The organism is Paenibacillus selenitireducens, assembly GCF_002021565.1.
Lineage (GTDB): Bacteria > Bacillota > Bacilli > Paenibacillales > Paenibacillaceae > Paenibacillus_K > Paenibacillus_K selenitireducens.
Map to the genome: position 1 here is coordinate 79,033 of NZ_MSZX01000008.1, position 23,905 is coordinate 102,937.

Consider the following 23,905-nt stretch of genomic DNA (forward strand, 5'->3'; position numbering starts at 1 on the left):
TTACAAAAATTAAAACACAAGTTACAAGTTTTTACAATATCCGCGAATTTATTTAAACAATATTTTATTCATTCGGCTAAAAACGTTACAATAGGGTGATGGATAGCGAAAGAAAGGAGATGTCGTTATGACATATGATGTCATCGTAGTAGGCGGTGGACCCTCCGGTCTCATGGCCAGTATAGCAGCTGCTGAACACGGAGCCTCGGTACTCCTTGTAGATAAGGGTGACAAGCTAGGCAGGAAACTGGGGATCTCTGGTGGCGGGCGATGTAATGTCACGAATGCCAAGGAAATCGATGAACTGATTCAATATATTCCGGGAAATGGCCGGTTTCTATACAGTGCTCTTGCTCATTTTAGCAATAAAGATATCATGCGATTCTTTGAAGATCTCGGCATTCGGCTGAAAGAAGAGGACCGCGGCCGGATGTTCCCTGTATCCGATAAAGCCAAGACGGTTGTGGATGCCCTGATAGGTAAAGTGCGTAAGTTAGGTGTCGAAATTCGGACCAATCGCCCTGTCGAAACCGTGCTTTATAAGAATGGACAGGTAGCAGGTGTCAAATTAAAATCGGGCGAGACGCTTCGCAGCCATGCGGTGATCCTAGCTACCGGTGGAAAATCCGTTCCTCAGACAGGCTCGACGGGTGACGGTTATGCTTGGGCAGAGGCAGGTGGGCATACGATTACGGAATTATTCCCGACCGAAGTGCCGATCACCGTACAAGAGCCTTTTATCCGCAACAAGGAATTGCAAGGTCTATCCCTACGGAATATTACTTTGTCCGTCTGGAACCCGAAAGGAAAAAAACTCGTTGAGCATGAGGGAGATATGCTGTTTACCCACTTCGGAATTTCAGGACCTGCCGCCTTACGTTGCAGCCAATTCGTTGTCAAAGCGCAGAAGAAATTCGACACCCGGCTCGTGAAAATGACAATTGATTTATTTCCCGAGAAATCTGTCGAGCAGTTGTATCAGGAATCGCTTGCACTAGCAAAGAATGAAGCGAAGAAAGCGGCCAAGAATGTTCTTAAACCATTACTTCCAGAACGAATGATTCCACTTCTGCTCCAGCTCGCAGGGATTAAGGAAGATACGACTTACGACAATATCCCGAAGCAGCCTTGGCTAGAACTTGCTCAACTGCTTAAATCCTTCCCGCTTCAAGCGAACGGTACCCTCTCAATTGAAGAAGCCTTTGTTACGGGCGGCGGCGTGCATTTGAAAGAAATCGATCCGAAGACGATGATGTCGAAAATAGCTGACGGCTTATTTTTCTGCGGCGAAATCATGGATATTCACGGCTACACGGGCGGGTATAATATCACTGCGGCATTCACGACCGGCTATACGGCAGGCATGAGTGCTGCACAACGCTTCACGTCCTAACGACGATTCAAAAAGAGCTGACTCCCCTTCGCCAGAAGGAGGGCCAGCTCTTGTGGTATATCGAATCTAGGATTTAACCTCACCTGAAAAATGATCTGTTGTTTCATCATACCAGGCGAGATGATCCTCATTGCGTAAATCTAAATTTTCAAAATTATCGGCATTATAAATCGAGGATGCATCTGCATACCCTTCCACCCAATCCTCATTCACAACATGTGCAGGGACAGCAATAAAGCCATCGACTTGATAAGCCTCATCAAAAGGCATTTCTGACATGGTAGACTGTTCTTGCAGATCTCCTCCGAACGCTTGCGCAATCTCAAGAGCCGAAGTTAAATCCGCATTCTCGACATGAATATGCAAGCGTGTCCCGCCATCATCATCGAATACCGGTTCATATCCAAGTTCCTGCAGGGTCTCATGTGCAAGATTTGCGCTCTGAATATCGCTAAACTGAAAGGCAATCGCTGTATGCCGCAAGTGATCACGTCCTCTTCCTTTAAGTTCAACCGTGTAAAGATCAAAATCACGGAAGGTCTACTGCATACTATGCCCGAAAACCCCATTTTTCATCAAAGCTTAAATTGCTGAATCTCCATGGAGGTCGAAATCTCTTTTTTTTATGTATTTCAATTCCGGTTCAATGTGATAAAAGTTATTTAAATTTAACTTATTTATGACTTAAGATAGTTCTGAGAGAGAAACGGATTGTGTAAAGGCGGTGTTGAGATTGCTGAAACTTGAAGACGTGAATACGGAACAATCGCTCCAATTATTCCACGTGTTTGCAAAGGCATTTAAAAGTGTGTCCGAGCACTCGTATATGAGTTGTAAAACACAAGGATTTAACCCGACAGCATTCGCGGTTTTAGAGGTTCTTTATTTAAAAGGATCACAACCGATTCAACAAATTGGCTCGAAGCTTCTATTGCAGAGCGGTAATGTTACCTACGTCATCGATAAACTCGAACAGACAGGCCTCTTACGCCGCAAGCATTGCTCCAAAGATCGCCGTGTTATTTATACGGAATTGACGGAGGAAGGAAAAGCCGTTATGGACAAAGTGTATCCTGAACATTCTAAGGCGCTATCGAATGCACTCCAAGGATTAAATAAAGAAGAGAAGGATTTAACCATACGCCTTCTCAAAAAACTCGGAATGGCAGCGGAGAACATTACTCCGGTGACCGTCAAAAAAACCTGACTTCGATATTACGAAGTCAGGTTTTTCTTTAGGTTGAAATCGGCAAAGGTTGCTATAAATTGAGCCGCTGGGATGGGACGACTGAATAAATAACCTTGGAACTTATCGCAACCTTGGCTTTGCAAAAATTGCAGCTCCTCCTCGGTCTCAATTCCTTCGGCAGCTACTGCGACATCCAGACTATGACCCAGTTGGATCACCGTCTTCACGATCGAAGCATTGACTTCGTCGGTTGGCAAATGGCGAACGAAGGATTGGTCCAATTTCAAAATATGTATCGGCAGCTTGTGCAGACGGCTTAGGGAAGAATACCCGGTTCCGAAATCATCGATTGCAATCTGGATGCCTCGCTCTTTCAATTGCCCTAATACGGAAATCGCATGCTCCATATGATGCTGGACATAACCTTCCGTAATTTCTAATATCAAATACTTCGGATCCATTCCTGTCTCCTCGATGACACGATCTACGACTTGAACGAAATCTTGATTGGAAAATTGCCGCAAGGATACATTCACGCTCATTTGTATCTTAGGCAACCCTTCCCTTACCCAGATAAGATGCTGCATACAAGCCGTGCGCAGAACCCACTCCCCGATGGGAATAATTAAGCCCGTCTCTTCTGCGAGCGGGATAAATTGTGCCGGTGACACAAAACCATGCATCGGATGTGACCAGCGAATGAGTGCTTCTGCAGCAATGATCGTGCCTTTCTCATCTAACAGCGGTTGATAATACAGAAGCATCTCATCCCGCTCCAACGCTTTGCGCAGATGATTCTCGAGCATCATTCGTTCCGGGATTTGGTCCACGGTAATTTGATCGTAATACTGATAACAAGAACCGCCCTTGTCCTTCGCTACATACATCGCCGTATCGGCATTCTTCAACATGGAGGTGAGACTGTCGCCGTCCTGCGGGAACAAACTCACACCGATGCTGGCAGCAACGAACAATTCATGCGATTGTACGTGAAAGCCTAGCGATAGCTTCTCAATGATGGCTTCTGCGTAGGTATTCACATTACTCCGTTCCACATCCCGAAGCACGACGACAAATTCATCGCCTCCCAGACGTGCACACATCGCCTGTGTACTATCACGGAATATCTGATCCAAACGTTGAGATACTTCCGTAAGCAATAGATCTCCCACATCATGGCCTAATGTATCATTCACATGTTTGAACCGATCTAAATCGATAAACATGACCGCGAGGGTTTGATTGCTTTTAACAGATTCTTCCAGGCTCCGTTCCAAATCCAGGGAGAAATGATAGCGATTCGGCAATCCTGTTAAGGTATCGTAGTATGCCAGCTGCTGCAGTCGTTCCTCGGATAGTTCCAGCATTTCGGTCTGTTCGATCAACTGATCGTTCATCCGCCTCATCTCAAGGAACATCTCTACAACACGATCCGCCATAATTCTGAAGTTCGTGACTAAAGCAGCCACCTCGTGAATCGCGGTACGCGGCCAGGCGAACACTTGCTGGCGCTTCAGCTTATCCGGTAGATCCGTCGTCATCTTCGTCAGTTTGTTCAGGGATAACATCAGATACGAATTAAAAAACAACGAGATAATCGTAGCAATCATACAGAACGAGAACATGACAATGAACTTGTTCGTATAGGCCATAATCGTACTGTGCTGGTAGTACGAGATGGGCAGCGCGGCAACAATTTGATTGGGGCTGAATCCTGCAATCTCTGTAACTAATACATAGTAGCCATTATTCCAACGCCATGTTTCATAATTGTAATGCTCGTTTTCCGGAATCCATCGGTAGAATTCACTTGCATATCTAAGTCCCGTTTTATAATAACCCACCTCATGCGAATCACTGCTGCTTGAAAGATGTTGGAGGCCGTTATTGAACACTGTATAATATTGCTTCCTGAACCAATCGCCGTCCGTGGAGGATGCAATGTTGTTATCTGCATAGAGCAGCCCCATCTTAATGGCCCCGTTCGCCGAGTTTCGGACAAGCTCTTCTGTAATTTCTCCGGATTGAATCGATTCCTTGATCTTTGAAGTGGAACCCTTGCTCTCCCGCTCCATTCGATTCATTTCGTTCATCATATGCTGGGTCTGTGTCTGCATGAATAGGAGAGAATCATGCTCTACCCGGTCCCGGATTTGAGAGCTATCCAAGTACATATTCAATAAAAAAGGGCCAATAACCGCAACGATGGATAGGTGCGTGAGCAATTGATTCAAGTAGATCATGCGCTTCTTCATCTGAGGGAATAGCCTTCTCCACGGCAAATACGTAATGATGACATCCCCTAATAATCCATTCAACAAGCCGCTCATCGCGATCATGAAAATTTGCAGATACATCTCGGAAGAGTAGATTCCGATCTGCAAATAATAGAGTAATCCCGTAAGCGGCGCCCCGATGATCAGCCAGAACAGCCCGTCCCAAATGAATAGAAATCTTTTTCTTTTTCGCGAAAATACAGCACTGACCAGAATCACTTCAATGCAGATAAGAATAAGATATATGGGGCCGTCCAGCCAAAAGTAAGAAATTGCACTCACGATCAGGACTGCTGCCCCCGACCAATAGGGACCAAACAGATTTAAAATGACAAATAGAAATGCGCTGCAGAACATAATATGCGCACCATAGGAGAAGTTAATGACCCAATGCGTTCCCAGCGTCGCTAATCCTATACATATAATTAAGGCGCTAAATGCACGAAGGGACGATATCGGATTCAATTTGTGGTGGATAGCAAGCACCCCTAACAGCAAGAATATGGAATTGTTTCCTTATCTTATTTCGACATCCATTTCAATTTCCCTACTACTTTGTGTATTTTTTCCTATTCATTTTAATATTTTCGATCCAATTATGTCTATAGGCGTAGGTCGAATGTCCCTAATCTATCATGCATAGAACGAAAAAAATCACCGACAAATAACTGCCGATGATTTTCCTATATCATCATTATGCTTCTTAAGCGTTAACTGCTTCATATCGCTTACATCAGGACTATCGTTCTTGTTACCCACGGCTCAATCCATTGTCGATCATGCGTAATGATTAGGATGGCCGTGCCTTGCTCCGCCAACTCCGCACAGAACTCGAATATGCTCGTGGTATTTGCTGCATCTTGACCACTTGTCGGTTCATCCAGAATGAGCAATTGTGGTTGTGTCATACACATCGATGCCACGCTTAACAGTCGCTTTTCGCCATGACTCAGTTGGAAAGGATGTTGGTCTCGCTGCGCATATAGGCCGATTCTCTCGAGCATTCTCGTTCCTTGTTCTTCGATGTCAGACAAGGAGGTCTGTTCCTGCTGCATTCGCAAGCTATAGACACACTCTTCCCACACCGTATCTGCAACGAATTGATGTTCTGGCTGCTGATGTGCAAAGCTTAACCATGATGCCCGTTCATAGATGGAAGTACGGCTTACGTCCTTTCCCTCCAGGAATATCGTTCCTTTATGACTAGGCAATAGGCCCATTAACAACTTCGATAGCGTCGTTTTCCCGCATCCATTAGGACCAGTGACCGCTAACATTTCACCCGGAAACACTTCGAAGGAGCAGGGTTGTAATCCGCGCTGCCCCATAGGATATTGATAAGCAAGCTTTTTTACTTCCAACAAAGGTGTTGATGCTGTCGGCTTCCCGCTAGGATTCCGATGGAGATTAGGTTTAGCTTGCTCCCAGATCGACGTACGGACCGCATCGTTCAGGGGCATATCCTGCATCATTGCTCCTGCCTCCATGGTTATGATTCTTGTTGATCCCCGTGGAATGCAGTCCGGTCTAGAAGCTGTCGCAATGACAGTTACGCCTTGTTCATGGATAGATCGGAGCAGCTCAAACATCGCTGTCTTTGTCTCTGGATCTAGACTCGATGTAATATCATCCATAATGAGAATGGACGAGTTCATGGTTAATACCGATGCAATGGCGACACGCTGCTTCTGACCGCCGGATAAGTGGTTGACATTTTGGTTCCGATAGAAGGTCATGCCTACCTGCTGTAGCGCATTTGCTATTCGGCGCTCAATTTCTTCGGGTTCAACACGCAGGTTCTCTGGAGCAAATGCGAGCTCATCTTCAACCACGCCTACAACGAGTTGGGCATCAGGATCTTGAAAGACCATACCCACCTGCTCTGCGAGGCGATGGACTTGTTCTGCCTCCAGACCTACGGGAAGATCACGCATCATCACCAAACCTAGGCGGTCGCCGCCTAATTGGCCTGGAATCAATCCATTCATCATCTGGCATAGGGTAGATTTTCCGCTGCCATTAGGTCCATAAATCGTAACAAATTCTCCTTGCTCAATCTCGAATGAAACATCCTGAACAGCGGGTTGATCAGCATGTTCATACGTGTAAGTCACACGATCAAATGTAATGACAGCATTCATGATCTCAATTTCGCGTCTTTAACGATGTTAAAGGAACGCAACAGACCCGTGCGCACCATGGCATCTCCAATCATTTTGGTTAACATCCCGCACAGGATCAACCCACTTAGACAACGCACGATGAATGCGATCGTAAGCTGTCCCATCCCCCATTTCAAATAACCGAACATATTCGCCGCGAAAATAAACCAAAGTGGTACCGCACATAATCCGAGCAGCATCGTTACCCCCATGGTCCAACGCTTATATTTAAAAATAGCACATACCAGCTCAACAGCAACGGCATAACATAACGCCGCAACAAGCGAAGCCGCGATACCGTAAGAATTACCGAGCAAGGTCTGGACAATGGCCCCGAGCATATACGTAATAAACGCAGTCCCCGGTTTACGAATAATATACATCGCCAAGACCCCATATATCATATACAGCCCGACAATGGTCGAGGTAGCAATAGGTCCTCCTAGTGTCGTTAAGAACTGGTTCACCGTAGACAAAAATGTCGAAAGGACGGCATTTGCCATAGCAAGAACAGCCATCAGAACAATTTCAAGGGTCGTAAAACGCTGAATTGCGCTTCGTTCATTCATTATAGATCTCTCCTAATCTTTCTCTAAATTCTTTCATTAAACATAGTAAAGTACAATAAAGGTACTTCCTATAAAAGCTACTATCATGATGAGCGAAAACCAAGTTGTTTTTATCGTTTTCATATACGTTCGACTCGAGTATGCGCCAAAGCCTTTGGCGTCCATGGCGCTAGCAATCATCTGCATCCGACGAACCGAATTAACAAATATCGCAATCGAAAATATCTTCCATGCTTGAATGCGTTCGCTTACCCCCTTGGGAGGTCTCATTCCTCGAAGCTGATGGGTGGAACGAATGATCTCCGTCTCTTCGGTCAGAATTGGAAGAAATCGTAGTGATAACGATACTGCGTACGCGAATCGATAGGGTACACGCAATTGTTGCGTAAGCATCAACACCACATCCCGGGGATCTGTTGTCGCTAAATAGATTACCGATGTTAAGAATAAGGTGAATAAGCGACAGGTGATCGCGGCTGCGTAATCTAGCGCCTCAAGTGTCAAGTGGACAGGACCTAACTGAAGTATCGTTGTATCCCCGGGAACCCATAGGAGTTGTACGAAAAAAAATGGGATTCCGAACAGGAGCAAGTAACGTGTGACCCGCCCTAGAATGCGAACCGTCCTCTTCCCGTATATTAGCCCGCATAGGATAACAATGCCGAGAATTACTCCCTGAACGAGCGCGGACTGATAGGTTAATGCTAATACCGTCATGCATATCACGCCAATAAGTTTGGACAGTGGATCCATATGTACATCTCCGTTAATCATTTTTGTCTATTAAAACTCCCTCGTATCTAATCTATAGCTTACACCTCACATTGTGACGAATGGCCATCCAATTGTAAACCTATTATAAATAAGTTGGTTGACAATTGGAATAGGAAGCACAAAAAAACTTCCTTTTCTAACATCTAACGATGTCAGAATGGAAGTTCTCATGGCATTAAGATTGAAACTCAGCGGGTTGAATCTTTCTTGTTACGGAACCCAACTTCGTAGATTCGGAGTGTAATATAAGTATTAATCCATATCGCGCCTACCATGATCATCACACGCAAGATCACCTGAAAGCAGCCGACATGTTCGGTTGTCAATCGCATGATCATCAGAAAGGGGGTGACATAGGGAATCAAAGACACCACTTTCATGACGAAGTCAAACTGGCCTGTAGGTACTCCTAAAAATAAAAAGATCACCACGGCAAAAAGTAGAAGTACGATAATGGAGGTCAGACAGGCATATGTTTTGCTTAACAAAGAGCCAGCGGCAATATACAGACTTGCGTATTGCAGGAACCCCAGGATGAAGAACAGGACCAGGTATACTGAGAATGTCGGTGTTAAGTAACTGAGGTTGATCCAAATGTTCGTATAGAGCATAACACCTTGAACATCATAATAGTTCAGTACGACAATCGTGAGCAGCATATATAGAAAAAGCTGTACACAACCTGCCGCTCCAAATCCGGTCATTTTCCCCAGCAGACAGATACCGTAATCCCGTCGTTCGATCAGCTCTATCTCCCGATGTCGGATACGGTCGTGCAGAATGGACTTTCCCAGGCCAGCTCCGCAGCCGATGATTCCCACCAATAATATTCCCATGATAACGAGGGATAGAGAATACTCCTTGACATCCAACGGGATGGGCTTCACGATTCCGTACCTCACGGCCCAATATAGCGCTCCTGATAGTGAGAGGATGGTCACTATCGTTGTACATATATAGAATGTAGATTGAATGCATTCCGTAAATGCACGAACGGTCATTCGCCAAAATAACCTCATCGCTCTTCTCCAGTTAAGTTCATCATTTCCCCCATTTCTGCCCTTCATCTGTGAACTACATAAATTCTTTGATATGAATTAATCCTAGTCGCTTCGCAACGATGATCGCTTCCGATCTGGAACGAACATTTAACTTCTCAAATATTCGAGTTAAATTGTATTCAACGGTCCGTTGGCTCATAATGAGTAAACTTGCGATTTCTTTATTGCTCAAGCCATTGGCTACTTCCTGAAGAATTTCTTGTTCCTTCTCATTGATGGATACATCCTCCACCTTCTGGCTTAATCCACTGCCCGAGCGAATGTCGTTGCGGCGCAATTGCTTCAACAACGATATGGGAATCACCGCTTCTCCCCTTAAAGCACAACGAATCGCCGCAATCAATTGGTCGCGCGACGATGTTTTGCTAATAAATCCAGCTACGCCGGACTCAATTAAAATATTGTAATGGGCACTGATATCATAACCAGAGTATATCAATACGATCGAGTCTGAATTGATCGATACGACGCGACGCGTTAATTCTAACCCGCTAATTCCCGGCATATTGAGATCGAATAACATGATGTCATATTTATGTTCCCGAATACATTCCAAGGCCTCAAGACCCGAACATACGACAGTGACATTCATATCCGATTCTTTCTCAATCATGATTTTGGTTCCTTCACCAACAGAAGGATGATCATCTACTAACAGAATTTCAATCATTCAATCCCTCCCTAGCTGCAACTGCACATTGTGAGTTCACGGATGTCTGATAGGGTAGTGTAATGATGACTTCAAACCCTTCGCCAATCGCCGAATGAAACATCGTCTCACCCTCGAACCCTGATACACGCTCACGTATACCTGATAGGCCCATATGTTTGAATGAAGATTGGAGTCGGAGCATGTCCATGCCTACGCCATTATCTCGATATACATATGCGATATGTTCATGATTTTGACGGAGCAATATCTCAACGTTAGACGCCTTCGCATGTTTGGTTGTATTGCGCAACAATTCCTGCGTAATACGATAGATCGTTAACACATACTCGTCATCAAGCTCAAGATTGAACCCTTCGTAGTTAAAATCTATCGAATAATTGGAGTGAAATTGAGCATAGTTGCACAAGTTATCAATGGCCTCGACAACACCCATTTCCTTTAAGAACGGCGGGCGAAGCTCATTACAAGTCTCTCGAATCTGATGCACAACATCCAACAACCCTTCTTTGATCTGTGTGAGCCTGTCGCGTACTTCGGCATTCAGATCAGTCTCATCCATTATCATCTCAAGTTTACGATACCATAATAACTGGTCTTGAAGAGCGGAATCATGTAAATCTGCAGCAAGACGTCGTCTTTCCTTCTCGGTTAGCTGAAAGAGCATCCGCAATACCCATGCTGGCGCCTTCGCGTGCGAGCGTACCTCTAAGTCCATAATTACACCTTCAATTAATTGTAGATTCTCGTATACCATGCTGACATAATTTGAAATGGTTTGAAGCCACACCAGCTCATCGCGATTGAACTGGACGCGGTTTACTTTATTACAGATCCATAGTAAGGTATGCCCTTTCTGATGCTTCCCAATCACGCAACACAAACCGGATTCGAATTTGATGCAATTCCCGATCGTGTAATCATGGATCATATCTTGCAGCTCCGTGAGTAACTCGGCCTGCTGCTCTTCCAGGATATCGCCCTGCATACGCTTCAACAGAATCCGTTCTTCCTCATGCTCCACTTGAAGGAGCGCTGCTGCTTTTACCGGAAGTACATCCAGAACTTCACGTAATAGTCTTTCTTCCAGATCCGGAACCTTCATGATCTTACTAATTTGACTCGAAAATCGATCCAGACTGGATTGGAAATTATAAGTTCCGATGAACAACTTACGACGAAAACGGAAATCCAACATATCTTTAACATACAAAAATAAAACAACGCCTATGTATACAGTTAAGAACAACTGGGCCCATTTGATCATCACTTCATCGATCTGACTCATGAAAAAATAGACACCAATGAGAATAATCGTAGTTGGAATGACGGATAAAATACAATAATACCGAAGTCGGCCTAATACAAATTCAATATCCATCAGATGATTCGTCGCAATTAAATACACATAAATAATAGGTATTAGAAACAAAAATATTGCAGCAATACTCGCCGATATGATTTCTTGATCAAAAATGATCGAAGGCAGCGCATATAAAAAAACAAATGGAAAAAAAGATAATAAATTCCCAAATATCATAAATTTAAACAACGGACTATAGGTCGTATTACGGTATTTGCGAAAGCTATTAAAGAGAACCCACATACTCATCATGATGCCGATTGTAAACGAAATCAGCAATAATTCGCCAGGAAAGCCATTCTCAACATAATCTCCCAATCTCGTAAATGCGGAGAACATATTAAATAAAAAGATAACAAGATTAATGGCGTACAGGCATATTATGACTCTTAATTTCACAATCTCTAAATCTCGCTGCTTGAAATACCGGTACAAGAAATGGAGGAATATGACGGGGATCTGCGAAAGGAGAGCCGGCAGAGTTATGAACCCTAAAATGTTCTTTTTCGCAGAAGCCCCCGCACCTACATAACTAATAGCAACGGCTAAAAAAAAGAAAATGAGCAAGTGCGCTGCTGCATCCTCTCTTTTTTTATGAGGAGAAATAAAGAGAGGCTCAGCAGAAGGAAATACAAGCAAAGGGGCAGAACTGTCTGATCCATCGAGATCGGGAGATTGGAGGTTGGAAAGGAATACTCCATTCGAACTCCAGCTCGTTCCGTAACCATCGAATGGACGGTAGACAATAACCTCAGGTTAGGATATATTTCAACATTCACATGATCAATGGAAATGACACGATCTCCTTGTCGAATTCCTTGCTGATAAGCGAGACCGTTGGACTCGATTTTCTTAACGATCCATGTATTGTCGCTTCCTTTACTCACTTCTATACCAATATCAGCGACCTTAATATCTGCGTAAACAAGATAACTTACGAGTAAAGTCGCCGCTATAAGTACAACGAACATGCCATATTTCCTAACGTACCCCATCATTTACTCCATTTCCTTACGTTGTGTCATGTATTAATTGTAATACCAGTAGGTCTTTCTAACATTTTCTGTTCCAGGCAATTGACCGCCTGACATTGTATCTACGATTGTTCTTTGTTGCACTGGCGTTACGCCCACTAAGCTTGCTTGTCCATTACGTACGAGTTGTGTTACTTGCGGGTTATTCGTGAGGTAGCTGATCATTTGTTTAATCATTCCATACTCCACCTTTTCGACTAATTTTGTGATACATTTTTACTATACCACCATCGTCCGCATTTGGGTTTGCAAACCGTATTGCGGTTTTCCGCAAAGGTCATTGCGGTATTTGCGGGATTGGTAGAATTACACAAAATCTCCCAAACGTTGTTTCCAATCCAAATCAACAGGCAAATCCTCAATGAGGGTCATGCATTCTTGTTGGATGAATCGAAGGTGCACTTGCGCATACGAGAGACATCCACCCTGTTCTACAATGTCCATAATCTCGTGTTTATTGGCATAAATCTGCTCAACATCCTCTTGATCTGCATAATAATCACGCAAGACTTGAAGTTCGGGACGCTCATCGTCTAAGAGATATAGAACGGGAAGTGTTCTTTTACGGAAAATGAGATCATTCCTCGTATCCCAACGTCGAATACCTTCCATATCATTACGAATCTGTGCCGATACGCCTAAGAGTTCCCCATAGGCACCGACCGTCTCATCCAGTTTCCCCGTAGCTAAGACCGCTCCAATCTGACATGCGCATGCGACCAATGCCCCAGACTTCGCCCGAATCATGGCAAGACAATCCTCTTCTTCTGTCACTGAATTATCCACGTCGATGTACTGCCCGCCGACGGCCTGATTCAATCGTTGGTGCAGCAGCCACAGCGCTTGCGATTTGATCGATTGATCAAAGTTCGTCTCGGCAATAGCCGTCGTACTTAGCGCAATAAATCCAATGGCTGCGTTCATGGACTGTGCATGATCTACGTTCATCCATGGTACACGCTCATTGTCCTGATCTTGTAAATCATCAAAGATATCCAAGGCCAAAATCAATAATTCCACTGCAGCGGCTGCCTGGCCGATGTCTCGTGATGTTCCACCAAACATCTGGTAATGAAATATCGTTAACTCAGCAAAAATCGTTGATTCTGTCATCTTATAAGCAACAAAAGATAACATAAGATCGCGAAGCTCTGGCGGAGTTACATGTCGATGCACGATTTGCTGAATCGCAGATTCGATTTCCAATCTGTCCATGAAGACGACTCCTTACCCTGATATTGTCATACCAATTCTATCTTGTATATGCAAAATAGGCTAGTATAAATCACGAGTTTTTCCTAGTTGCGTCCTGTAAATTCGACAAAAAGCGGCTTCCCATGACCCGGATAAACGACGAAATTATTCGACATTTGACTAATCACTTTGCGATAAGCCTCCATTTTCGAAGAACCCAGCTCCACTTCAGGTTCAAAGGGTTGTTCAATCGGTTGCATCATAAGTTTGCCGGAGAACAGCATTTCATTGCATTTCACACAGATGCAGCCTTGCGTCTGATCCGCGGTATGAATAATTTCTAGCGTCTGCCCGCCGAAGTTCAACTTATTCCCATCCTGTAATCCGATGTCCACATGACCGTAGGGTTGCCGGTATTGCATTAAGAACGAGTCTCTGTAGATCTGCTTCGAGACGACCCATTTATCAAATTCATGCATAGCCACTTGCGCGCCTGTTGCTTCCTTAAGCTCTTCAAGCGCGATCATATGATCCGAATGTCCCTGTGTGATAATAATATATTTAATCCGTACACCAGCCCGTTCCACAGCTGCCCAGATTTTCTTAAATCGTGATCCCGGATCAATGATGACCCCTTCACCTTGACTTGCGAGAATATAACCTGTCGTTCCTGAAATACCCTGCGGAATCCGTTCCACATGTAATTCTGATGCTGCGGGATATGTATTGGAGTTCATGCATCGTGACTGGATATCTGAATGAATACGCACGTGCTTCCAAAAATCATGAGGGACTGAAATATCGCTTGCCGGGTGTTTGATCATCATGGTAGGTTCTGAATGCACAGCAGATCTCCGCTGCCCAATAACAAACCGATAAACATTTTCTTTTCTCACTCTAGTCCCTTCTTTCCTATGCTAAAGAGTACGTCCATGTGCCCTGCTATATTAATAGCATAAAAAAAACAAGCGACTTCTGCACCGAAAATATAGCCAAAATAACCCTAAATATTTCTTGCGGTACGACCGCAATTCCCGCAACATTCCTTTGCGGTCACCGCAAGAAAAATGTCGAAAAATGCAAGAGGAGTGAACGAATTACATTTGGCTCTTCAACATTTTCTATTTTATTCGTTAACTATGTTCTATTCTAGTTATAAAATCCGTTCCCCCAGCAGGGAACAAATGAGTTCCATCGCTAATTTAGAAGTTTGTTGATGGGTATCCAACGTCGGATTCACCTCCACGACATCCGCAGACGTAATACAACCCGATTCGCTTAACAGCTCTAGAGCGAAATGCGCCTCCCGATAGCTGACTCCGCCGCGTACTGGTGTACCCGTCCCCGGGGCTTCAATCGGATCTACACTATCGATGTCAAAGCTTAAATGCACGCCATCCGTATCTTTCCCAGCGATTTGAACGGCTTGCTGCATGACGGCTTCAATCCCCATGCGATCAATTTCATGCATCGTATAGCACGCAATGCCTTGCTTCCGAATAAAGTCTTTCTCACCCGGATCTAAGTCTCGCGCACCAATGATCACGACATTCTTAGGATTTACCGGCTGGTACTGTCCTTGTTTATCGGATATACGCCACTCCGTCCACCCGAGGGCTGCAGCGAGCGACATCCCATGCACATTCCCCGATGGGCTTGTCGTTATCGTATTTAAGTCGGAGTGTGCATCAAACCAGATGACCCCTAGCTTAGGCCATACGCTAGTCAGCCCGGCAATGCTGCCCATCGCAATACTATGATCCCCGCCTAACACGAGGGGAAATATTCCTGAACTTACGACGCGGCCCACTTGATCTGCAAGACGGCGACTCACTTCGAGTACTTCGGGAAGATAGCGTGCTTTCGGATCGATGACCGCTGCTGGCTGCGTCGGACAGGAGATATCGAATTCGGATGAAATATTGACTCCTGATTGCTCTAATCGTCTTTTAAGCCCTGCTTGCATAATACTCTCGGGCCCATATTGTGCACCTGAACGTCCGGCGCCTAATCCAAAGGGTACGCGAATAATCGATACTTGCTGGTTAGCCATTTGACGTGCCCCTCTCCTCTTCTAAATACACGCGGGATGAAGTACCTTATGAATCCTTTCCAATGCCCAATCGATTTGCTCGTGTGTGATAATCAACGGCGGAGCGAATCGAATCGTCCGTTCATGCGTCTCTTTGCAGAGGATGCCAGATGCCATCAAGGATTCGCAATACGGCCTTGCTGATGTCGTAAGTTCTACACCAATGAATAGCCCTCGACCTCGAATTTCTCGCACGATGGGACTATGGATACGATCTAGTTTCTCGATAAAATAAGTACCCAGCTCTTCCGCTCGTTCCGCTAACCCCTCCTCCTCCAACACGTCGAGTGCAGTGATTGCCACTGCGCTTGCGAGCGGATTCCCGCCAAACGTCGATCCATGCGACCCCGGACCAAATACGCCTAAGACCTCACTGTCGGCTGCCACTGCAGAAATCGGCATCACGCCGCCGCCCAGCGCTTTTCCTACAATATATACATCTGGAACAATCTGTTCCCAATCGCATGCAAAGGATTTCCCCGTCCGTCCCAGCCCTGTCTGGATTTCATCAGCCATCAACAAGATATGATGCTGCTTGCAGAGTTCATGAGCCCTTCGCAAATAACCCGTAGGAGGGACTATTATCCCCGCTTCTCCTTGTATCGGTTCTACCAGAAACGCAGCCGTATTGGTCGTTATCGCAGCTTCCAGCGCATCCGCATCACCATACGGTATGATCGTGAACCCCGGGGTATAAGGACCGAACCCTTCACGATATTCCGGACTGGAGCTGCACGAGGTCATCGTGACGGTCCGACCATGAAAATTATCCGAGCATACGATGATTTCGGCTTGATTCTCCGGAACCCGCTTCATTTGATACGCCCAACGCCGGGCGGCCTTTATCGCCGTCTCCACCGCTTCTGCTCCGGTATTCATCGGTAATATCATGGACTTGCCGGTATAGGCGGCTAACTTTTCATAGAAGGCTCCTAAGGGCTCACTGTAAAATGCACGGGAAGTCAGCGTCACTCTGTCCGCTTGATCCTTTAAGGCCTGAATGACTTTGGGATGCCTGTGGCCATGATTCATGGCGGAATACGCACTGAGCATGTCCATATAGCGCCTTCCCTCTGTATCCTCCACCCAAACTCCCTCTGCCCGCGAAATGACAACCGGCAGCGGATGATAATTATGTGCCCCGTAACGATCTGTCTGCTCGATAATGATATCCGAGTGGGTCATGAACATCCCTCCTTCAATCGAATAGCGGCTTCTCTCTTTACCATCATATTCGCGGGTGCCCATAGATAGTGCGGGCTGAGGATCAGGAAATTATTATGGTGGAGGAATATTGCAATGATGGCATGCTCCGGAAAAGGATCTCTCTTCAAACTCTTGTCCGCCCATTGCCTTGATTTGATTAGGATGGGAGCAATAGGCTACCAAATGCCGGACGTAAACTTTTACGAGAGATTCCTTTTCCTACGCATTTCATTGCTACATTCGAACCTCCAAGATATTTTCCTGACAGCCCGCTAAAGATAAAAAAGCCTTCAGGAGGATATCCTGAAGGCTTCTATCTTAAAATACAAAGTCGTCGTCGCTTAATGGCTCGACATTCGTGGTACGAACGTATCCGTTCCCTTTTTTGGAGAAGAAGTCATGCTGCTTCGTACGTGTGCTTAGTCCGTTCAATACGATCGGATTCACTTCTTCTTCTTCGAACTTCGGTTCCAATCCCAAGTTCATAAGCGCTTTGTTGGCGTTATAACGAACGAAGGATTGAACTTCCTTCTCTAGGCCAATGCCTGTATAAATCTGAGTCGTATAAGACTCTTCATTCGCTTGTAATTGATCCAGCAAGGCATACAATTCGCGCACGGATTGCTCTTGCTCTTCCACGCTCAGCTTCGCAAATACTTCCTGTGCCAAGACCCCAACGTATAGACCATGGATGCTCTCATCGCGAATGATCAAGTCGATAATCTCGCCGCTGCTTGTCATTTTACCTTGACCTGCAAGATACAGCGGATAGAAGAATCCGCTATAGAACAAGTAGCTCTCCAGCAAGACGGAAGCGGCCATCGCCATGTATAAATCACGATCCGTCTCGATCGATGTATAGAATCCGGAGATCATTTTCGCTTTTTTCTGCAAATGCGGCTCATCTTCTACCCATTTGAACAACGCGTCGATTTCTTCGCTTGTTGCCAGTGTCGTAAAGATACTGCTGTACGACTTCGCATGGATCTGCTCCATCATGCCCATGAACGCTAACACCGCTTTGCGCTGCAATCCGTCCACATGCTCCAAGATTTTCGGCATTCCGACGCCGCCTTGAATGGTATCAAGCAGCGTAAGTCCACCAAGGACTCGCATATACGTATCACGTTCTGCCGGTTGAAGCGCCACCCATGACATTTTATCATCAGAGAGCGGAATTTCTTCATCGGTCCAGAACTGCATAATATTCTGATTCCAAAATGTAGCTGTAAAATCGTCATCCGGACGATTCCAATTGACTGCTTTCATGTTCTTCCTCCTAGAGCTCATTCCCTTTAGTTAACATCGTGATTCAAAGCTCAGTTCCATCTGCCTTAAACGGAGCAGCTGACGCATTCCTCAACAGATAGATGATTTGTACGCGTATAGTAAAGTGATTTCAAACCTTTGCGAGCGGCATAGAGATAATATCTAGCAAGCTCACGTGTCGTCACGTTACTATTCACGTGCAATACCGTTGAGATCCCTTGGTCTACGTGTTGTTGAATCGCTGCAATCACATCGATCACTTTGAACTGATCTATTTGGTACGCTGATTTATAGTAGAAATAGTTATCTTTTGCCAAGTAAGGCATAGGATAATAGGTCGTTGAATTCGCATACGTACGCGTCTCGATATGTTCTACGATCGGCATCACGCTCGATGTTGCATTTTGAATATAAGAAATACTTTGTGTCGGCGCAATCGCCAAGCGGTACGCATGATATAAACCATGTTCTTGCACTTTCACCTTCAGGGCAGCCCAATCTTCTGGCGATGGAATATCCATGCCTGCGAAGAGCTTCTGTACTTTCTCTGAGGTCGGACGATAGTCTGTTTCTATATATCTAGTAAAGTAATTCCCGTTCGCATACTCCGATTTCGCACAATCACGGAAAGTCTCACCACGATCACGCGCAATCTCCATACTTTTCTCTAGGGAATAGAAGTTTAACATCATAAAGAATGTAGAAGCGAAGTCTTTCGCCTCTTCACTGTCATAGGCAATCTTGTTCTTCGCCAAGAAGCCGTTCAAGTTCATCGCACCCAAACCTACAGAATGCATTTCATCGTTCGCTTTGCGTACGCCAGGTGCATTCGAAATGCTAGTCATATCACTGACAGCCGTCAACGCTTCAATACCTTCATAGACGGATTCTTTCACTTTGCCATGCTCCATCACGTTCACGATATTTAATGAGGCTAAATTACAGCTGATATCGCGGCGGATGACATCGCCCTCACCGTAGTTGCCGATCTCGGACGTTTCTTGAAGCTGGAAGATCTCTGTGCACAGGTTCGACATCTTCACCGCGCCGATGCCTTTCAGTGCGTGAGTCGCATTCGCATTGGATTTATTCATAATGTACGGATATCCGGACTCCAGCTGAATCATCGCAATCTTCGTTAACATATCACGCGCGCTCATAACGACTTTTTTCTTCACTGCCGGATTAGCCAGCAGCTCATCATACATCTCATCTAAGTTCATATCATCTAAGTGTACACCATATTCTTTGTATACGGAGAATGGTGCGAACACGTGCAATTCTTTATTTTCTTCTGCAAGACGATAGAATCTATCCGGCACGATCAGACCAATGGATAATGTCTTAATACGAGACTTCTCATCTGCATTGATTTTTTTACAGTCCAAGAACTCGATTACGTCCCATCCGAAAATGTTGTAATATCCTGCTCCCGAACCTTTACGTTGACCCATTTGATCGGCATAGGAGAACGCATCCTCCATCAGCTTCAACACCGGCATGATGCCTTTTGCTGCGCCTTCTACACCCTTAATCGGTTCACCGCGACCGCGAAGCTTCGATAAGTTCACGGCGACGCCGCCGCCGATTTTAGACAATTGCATACATGTGCCAAGCACATAGTTAATGGAGTTAAGAGAATCGTCCATCTCCAATAAGAAGCAAGATACCATTTCTCCACGGCGTTTTTTACCAGAGTTCAAAAATGTTGGTGTGGCAGGTTGTACACGTTGTTCCATCATGGCACCAGCGAATCGTCTTGCTTGCTCCGCATTGCCATCTGCTAGATGAAGAGATACCATCGCAACGCGATCTGCATACTGCTCTAGATACTGGGTGTGGTCATTGCTCTTCAACGCATAGTCCACATAAAATTTAGAAGCTGCCATATAGGACTGGAATTCGAACCCAAAACTTCTTGTCAGTTCAAATACTTCCTCGACCTCGGCAGCCGTATATTTCTCATACACATTCTCGTAGTATTCATGCTTTATCATATATTTCACTTGTTCTTGGATGGTATCGAAACGCAAACTCTTACGCTCGACTTCCTCCATAAACGCCGTTACCGCTTCATGATCTTTCTCTAATTTGAAAAATCCATCTGCGTCGCGCAGCATAAGTTGGTTATTTAATTCAATATGACGCAATGCTGTTCACTCCCTCTACAAAACGTTGCACATCATTTGTCGTTCCTGATAATTCAAATTTAGAGATGACGGGCACATCGTACATCGACGCAATTGTATCCGCGCTCTTCGCGAAGCTTAACCCCCAATTTCGATTACCGCTTGCGGAAACACCTTTCAATTGCGAACTATTCCGTTCTAAAAATGAATGTACTTTCTCCGGCACTTGACCAAATCCGGTTGTATACGTTACAAGCACAAATGGCTCTTCGATTGTCGTATGCTCGCTAATCTCAACCGTCTTCATATTCAATTTATGTACAAACCGGCGTACATTCCCTGTTTTGGAATCATATGCGATGACCATGTTTTCTCCCAGTCCTCTCTCTTATTCTCACAAAAAAAGCGCATCCTGCTAGAAGATGAGCAGAACGCACCTAACCGACGAACATGACAATGTTCATGTTTCGGTACTAGCACGTCCTATCTCCCGTAGGCGTATTGTGTGCTGATGACAGGCAGGTCTCCTGGCTCTAGCGTCATCGTGTCCGTCCACCTTCCCGATTAATTTGTACTAATCAGTGGTTCTTGGACGACACTCTTCTATCACAGTGGCGGGACCGCGCCGGATTTTAACCGAGCTTCCCTATTAATCTTTGCACTCTATCTCCTAAACGTGCAAAGAACCCGTTCATCACGATATGTAGTTGTGCTTAGTTAATTTACATCAATATATTGTGCTTGTCAAGATGATACACATCCTGTATTTTTGTGTTGAAGGATGTAAAAGTGCCTTAAAACAAGGGTTTCTACTCCTCCAAAAATATTAATTTTAAAATAAATTTTAGACTTGATTGGGATTGCATTGTAATCTAATTAACATGAAGATATAGTAATAAAGTAAAATGTAATCATTACACAAATGGAGGTTGCTCCAATGCAATTAGATACAACCGAAAAATCACTTCACGTCTATGAGGCCTTAGCCAGCAGCGTACGGCTTCAAATTATACAGCTCCTTGCCAAACAACCGATGAATATTCGCGAACTCGCACAAGCCGTCGGACTTACGAGCGCAATCATGACCATGCACATCAAAAAATTAGAAAAAGCCGGCATCATCCGCACGGACAAACAGCCAGGTAAAGGAGGCATACAGAAGGTCTGTACCCTTCAAGTGGATCACGCTGAGATTACTTTCCCTACCCGAGAGGAGCAAATACGCGATTATCATCAGAGTGAAATCTCCATCGGGCATTACACAGATTTTCAAGTGGAACCTACCTGTGGTCTTGCCACAGTAGACAAATTCATCGGTGAATTCGATGATCCGCGCTATTTTCTCGATAACGAACGGTTCCAAGCCAAGATCTTATGGTTCGGCAACGGATACATTGAGTACAAAATTCCGAACTTTCTGCTCGCGAACCAGAATCCGCTTGAATTGGTCATTTCGCTTGAAATTGCCTCCGAGGCGCCGATGACGAATAATAACTGGCCTTCAGATATCAGCTTCTACTTGAATCAAGTCAAGTTAGGAATCTGGACAAGCCCTGGCGATTTCGGAGACAACCGAGGCAAATATAATCCACCTTGGTGGCCGGATAATGTGAACCAATATGGGCTGCTGAAAAACTTAATCATTAACCGTTCAGGAACGTTCATGGACGGCAATCCAATCTCCCCGGTTACAATCGATCAGATTGGCATGCGAGACAAGCAGTGGACATTCCGGATTGCGGTGGAGAAGGATGCAGAGAATGTCGGCGGATTAACACTGTTCGGCAAAAACTTCGGCAACTACAATCAAGATATGATGTTCCGACTCTATTACGACAAAATGGGAAGTTCTCCGAACTCCCTCGTGGAATAATTTCGACAGGAAAAGACAATAGAAAGAGCCGTACCGAAGAATCGACTTCGAACGGCTCTTTCTATTATAGACTTATGAACTATTTTTTCAAGCGAATTACATGCCAAGAGGCTCTGGATAATTGTGCCTCTACGATGCCGTCATTTAATTGGGACACTCCATTCGAGTGTGGACGTACCGCTTCCTCGTCTGCTGTGTTCACTGCCTTTAAGTTGTCATGCTCAAGCACGATATGTTCCACAATGCGATACCCCTCAAAACTGCGGACATCCACCGTCAAATTCAGTGCTTCGCTCAGATGGCGATTCACGGCAAAGATCGTAACCGCCTCTTCTTCTTCATTATAGACCACGGCTGTGTCCAAATATGGAACGTCTGTAAAATCTTTCGCATCATATTTCGGCGTGGAAACGACCGGTTTCAAAGAAATACCGCGACCGTATTGCGATGCATGCATATAAGGATAGAAAATCGTCTGCTTCCACGATCTGCCGCCTGTCTCTGTCATAATTGGCGCAATGACATTTACGAGCTGTGCCATGCAAGCCATCTTCACACGATCCGCACGGCGAAGAAAGGTCATTAACATACTGCCTACGAGCAAGGCATCCTCAAAGTTATAGACATCTTCCAATTGAGGCGGAGCAATCGTCCATGGCTCTAACTTCTTGTCTGCTTCATTGGAGTGGTACCATACGTTCCATTCATCAAAACTTAGGTTCAAGGTTTTTTTACTGCGTTTTTTCGATTTAATATAGTCAGCCGTTGAGATCACGGTATGAATGAAGTAATCCATTTCCATGGAACGCGCTAAGTAATTGGACGTATCCCCATCATGGTTCCCAAAGTACTGATGCAGCGATACATAATCGACTGCTTCATATGTATGTTCCAAGGATACCGCTTCCCATTCCGGGAATGTTGGCATCGAAGAAGACGAACTGCCGCAAGATACAAGCTCGATCGATGGATCCACAAGACGCATCACGCGCGCTGTCTCCAACGCAAGGCGACCGTATTCATCCATGGTTTTATGGCCAATTTGCCAAGGTCCATCCATTTCATTTCCTAAGCACCACGTTTTAATCTTATGCGGCTGCTCATAACCATGCTTCCGACGGAGCTCACTCCAATACGTGCCTCCAGGATGGTTCGTATACTCTATCAAGTTACGCGCAGCATCGATCCCTCTTGTTCCCAAGTTTACAGCCATCATGACTTCTGAGCCTACGTCCTTCGCCCACTTCATAAATTCATTCGTGCCAACTTGATTCGTCTCAATGGTACGCCATGCCAGCTCTAGCCGTCTTGGACGATCTTCAACGGGACCCACGCCGTCTTCCCAATTATAGCCGGATAGGAAGTTTCCGCCGGGATAACGAATGATCGGTACATTTAATTGCTGAATCAATTCTTTGACATCATTCCGAAAGCCCATTTCATCGGCAGCGGGATGTTCAGGATCATAAATCCCTCCATATACAGCGCGTCCCATATGCTCAATGAAAGAGCCATAAATCCGTTCATCGACTTCCGAAATCTTAAATGCCTTATCCACGATCATTTTCGCTTTTAAATTCGACATCGTTATCATCCTTCCAAGGCGATATTTGTTTAATGAATATATTAAGTATTAATAAAAATATTTATA

21 protein-coding genes and 1 riboswitch are annotated in these 23,905 nt (G+C 45.0%); of the genes, 3 read left to right on the forward strand and 18 right to left on the reverse strand.

What is annotated here, in order from left to right; genetic code table 11:
• Nucleotides 1–127 precede the first annotated feature (127 nt).
• A complete protein-coding gene (locus BVG16_RS19725) occupies nt 128–1,393 on the forward strand; it encodes a BaiN/RdsA family NAD(P)/FAD-dependent oxidoreductase (RefSeq protein ID WP_078500802.1) in 1,266 nt (421 codons plus the stop codon).
• A 66-nt stretch (nt 1,394–1,459) separates the two neighbouring features.
• On the opposite strand, the gene BVG16_RS19730 is transcribed toward BVG16_RS19725, so the two are convergent.
• The gene (locus BVG16_RS19730; protein WP_078500804.1) at nt 1,460–1,876 is read right to left on the reverse strand and encodes a hypothetical protein; all 417 of its coding nucleotides are present in this window, start codon (nt 1,874–1,876) and stop codon (nt 1,460–1,462) included.
• Between the two features lie 250 nt (nt 1,877–2,126).
• Here BVG16_RS19730 and BVG16_RS19735 point away from each other — a divergent pair, with 250 nt between their 5' ends.
• Nucleotides 2,127–2,600 carry a MarR family winged helix-turn-helix transcriptional regulator gene (locus tag BVG16_RS19735; protein ID WP_233147106.1) on the forward strand — a complete coding sequence of 158 codons (474 nt, stop codon included), beginning with the start codon at nt 2,127–2,129 and terminating at the stop codon, nt 2,598–2,600.
• A gap of 8 nt (nt 2,601–2,608) precedes the next feature.
• Here the strand turns inward: BVG16_RS19735 and BVG16_RS19740 are convergent, their stop codons facing one another.
• The 16 genes from BVG16_RS19740 to nrdI form a co-directional block, all read right to left on the reverse strand.
• Nucleotides 2,609–5,356 (reverse strand): EAL domain-containing protein, encoded by a 2,748-nt coding sequence (locus BVG16_RS19740; protein ID WP_078500806.1) that lies wholly within the window; start codon nt 5,354–5,356, stop codon nt 2,609–2,611.
• A 230-nt stretch (nt 5,357–5,586) separates the two neighbouring features.
• Complete coding sequence (locus BVG16_RS19745) at nt 5,587–6,999, reverse strand: ABC transporter ATP-binding protein (protein WP_078500808.1); 1,413 nt, start codon at nt 6,997–6,999, stop codon at nt 5,587–5,589.
• Nucleotides 6,996–7,589 (reverse strand): ECF transporter S component, encoded by a 594-nt coding sequence (locus tag BVG16_RS19750; RefSeq protein ID WP_078500810.1) that lies wholly within the window; start codon nt 7,587–7,589, stop codon nt 6,996–6,998. The genes BVG16_RS19745 and BVG16_RS19750 overlap by 4 nt, the downstream gene beginning before the upstream one ends.
• A 36-nt stretch (nt 7,590–7,625) precedes the next feature.
• Nucleotides 7,626–8,342: an energy-coupling factor transporter transmembrane component T family protein gene (locus BVG16_RS19755; RefSeq protein ID WP_158081730.1), complete on the reverse strand. Its 717-nt coding sequence runs from the start codon at nt 8,340–8,342 to the stop codon at nt 7,626–7,628.
• 209 nt (nt 8,343–8,551) lie between these two features.
• Nucleotides 8,552–9,382, reverse strand: coding sequence for an ABC transporter permease family protein (locus tag BVG16_RS19760; protein ID WP_144027425.1), 831 nt, complete (start codon nt 9,380–9,382; stop codon nt 8,552–8,554).
• A 55-nt stretch (nt 9,383–9,437) separates the two neighbouring features.
• The gene (locus tag BVG16_RS19765; protein WP_078500816.1) at nt 9,438–10,094 is read right to left on the reverse strand and encodes a response regulator transcription factor; all 657 of its coding nucleotides are present in this window, start codon (nt 10,092–10,094) and stop codon (nt 9,438–9,440) included.
• Nucleotides 10,087–12,024, reverse strand: coding sequence for a sensor histidine kinase (locus tag BVG16_RS19770; RefSeq protein ID WP_078500818.1), 1,938 nt, complete (start codon nt 12,022–12,024; stop codon nt 10,087–10,089). The genes BVG16_RS19765 and BVG16_RS19770 overlap by 8 nt, the downstream gene beginning before the upstream one ends.
• The gene (locus BVG16_RS19775) at nt 12,003–12,455 is read right to left on the reverse strand and encodes a PDZ domain-containing protein (RefSeq protein WP_078500820.1); all 453 of its coding nucleotides are present in this window, start codon (nt 12,453–12,455) and stop codon (nt 12,003–12,005) included. The genes BVG16_RS19770 and BVG16_RS19775 overlap by 22 nt, the downstream gene beginning before the upstream one ends.
• A gap of 30 nt (nt 12,456–12,485) precedes the next feature.
• Nucleotides 12,486–12,668 (reverse strand): competence pheromone ComX, encoded by a 183-nt coding sequence (comX, locus tag BVG16_RS19780; protein ID WP_078500822.1) that lies wholly within the window; start codon nt 12,666–12,668, stop codon nt 12,486–12,488.
• 129 nt (nt 12,669–12,797) lie between these two features.
• Entirely contained in the window at nt 12,798–13,706 is a 909-nt protein-coding gene (locus BVG16_RS19785) for a polyprenyl synthetase family protein (RefSeq protein WP_078500824.1), read from the reverse strand.
• Between the two features lie 83 nt (nt 13,707–13,789).
• A complete protein-coding gene (locus BVG16_RS19790) occupies nt 13,790–14,581 on the reverse strand; it encodes an MBL fold metallo-hydrolase (protein ID WP_078500826.1) in 792 nt (263 codons plus the stop codon).
• 257 nt (nt 14,582–14,838) lie between these two features.
• On the reverse strand, nt 14,839–15,738 hold the full coding sequence (gene rocF / locus BVG16_RS19795) for an arginase (RefSeq protein WP_078500828.1): 900 nt from the start codon (nt 15,736–15,738) through the stop codon (nt 14,839–14,841).
• Nucleotides 15,739–15,759: 21 nt separating this feature from the next.
• The gene (locus tag BVG16_RS19800) at nt 15,760–16,962 is read right to left on the reverse strand and encodes an ornithine--oxo-acid transaminase (protein ID WP_078500830.1); all 1,203 of its coding nucleotides are present in this window, start codon (nt 16,960–16,962) and stop codon (nt 15,760–15,762) included.
• Between the two features lie 339 nt (nt 16,963–17,301).
• Nucleotides 17,302–18,252: a class 1b ribonucleoside-diphosphate reductase subunit beta gene (nrdF, locus tag BVG16_RS19810; protein ID WP_078500834.1), complete on the reverse strand. Its 951-nt coding sequence runs from the start codon at nt 18,250–18,252 to the stop codon at nt 17,302–17,304.
• Nucleotides 18,253–18,317: 65 nt separating this feature from the next.
• Entirely contained in the window at nt 18,318–20,402 is a 2,085-nt protein-coding gene (gene nrdE, locus BVG16_RS19815) for a class 1b ribonucleoside-diphosphate reductase subunit alpha (RefSeq protein ID WP_078500836.1), read from the reverse strand.
• Nucleotides 20,389–20,748, reverse strand: coding sequence for a class Ib ribonucleoside-diphosphate reductase assembly flavoprotein NrdI (gene nrdI, locus BVG16_RS19820; protein ID WP_078500838.1), 360 nt, complete (start codon nt 20,746–20,748; stop codon nt 20,389–20,391). Before nrdI ends, nrdE begins: the two co-directional genes overlap by 14 nt.
• 133 nt (nt 20,749–20,881) lie before the next feature.
• Nucleotides 20,882–21,087, reverse strand: a riboswitch (cobalamin riboswitch).
• A 231-nt stretch (nt 21,088–21,318) separates the two neighbouring features.
• On the opposite strand from nrdI, the gene BVG16_RS19825 reads away from it, so the two are divergent.
• A complete protein-coding gene (locus BVG16_RS19825) occupies nt 21,319–22,254 on the forward strand; it encodes an ArsR/SmtB family transcription factor (protein WP_078500840.1) in 936 nt (311 codons plus the stop codon).
• A gap of 79 nt (nt 22,255–22,333) precedes the next feature.
• On the opposite strand, the gene arfA is transcribed toward BVG16_RS19825, so the two are convergent.
• Nucleotides 22,334–23,839 carry an arabinosylfuranosidase ArfA gene (arfA, locus tag BVG16_RS19830; protein WP_233147107.1) on the reverse strand — a complete coding sequence of 502 codons (1,506 nt, stop codon included), beginning with the start codon at nt 23,837–23,839 and terminating at the stop codon, nt 22,334–22,336.
• Nucleotides 23,840–23,905 lie beyond the last annotated feature (66 nt).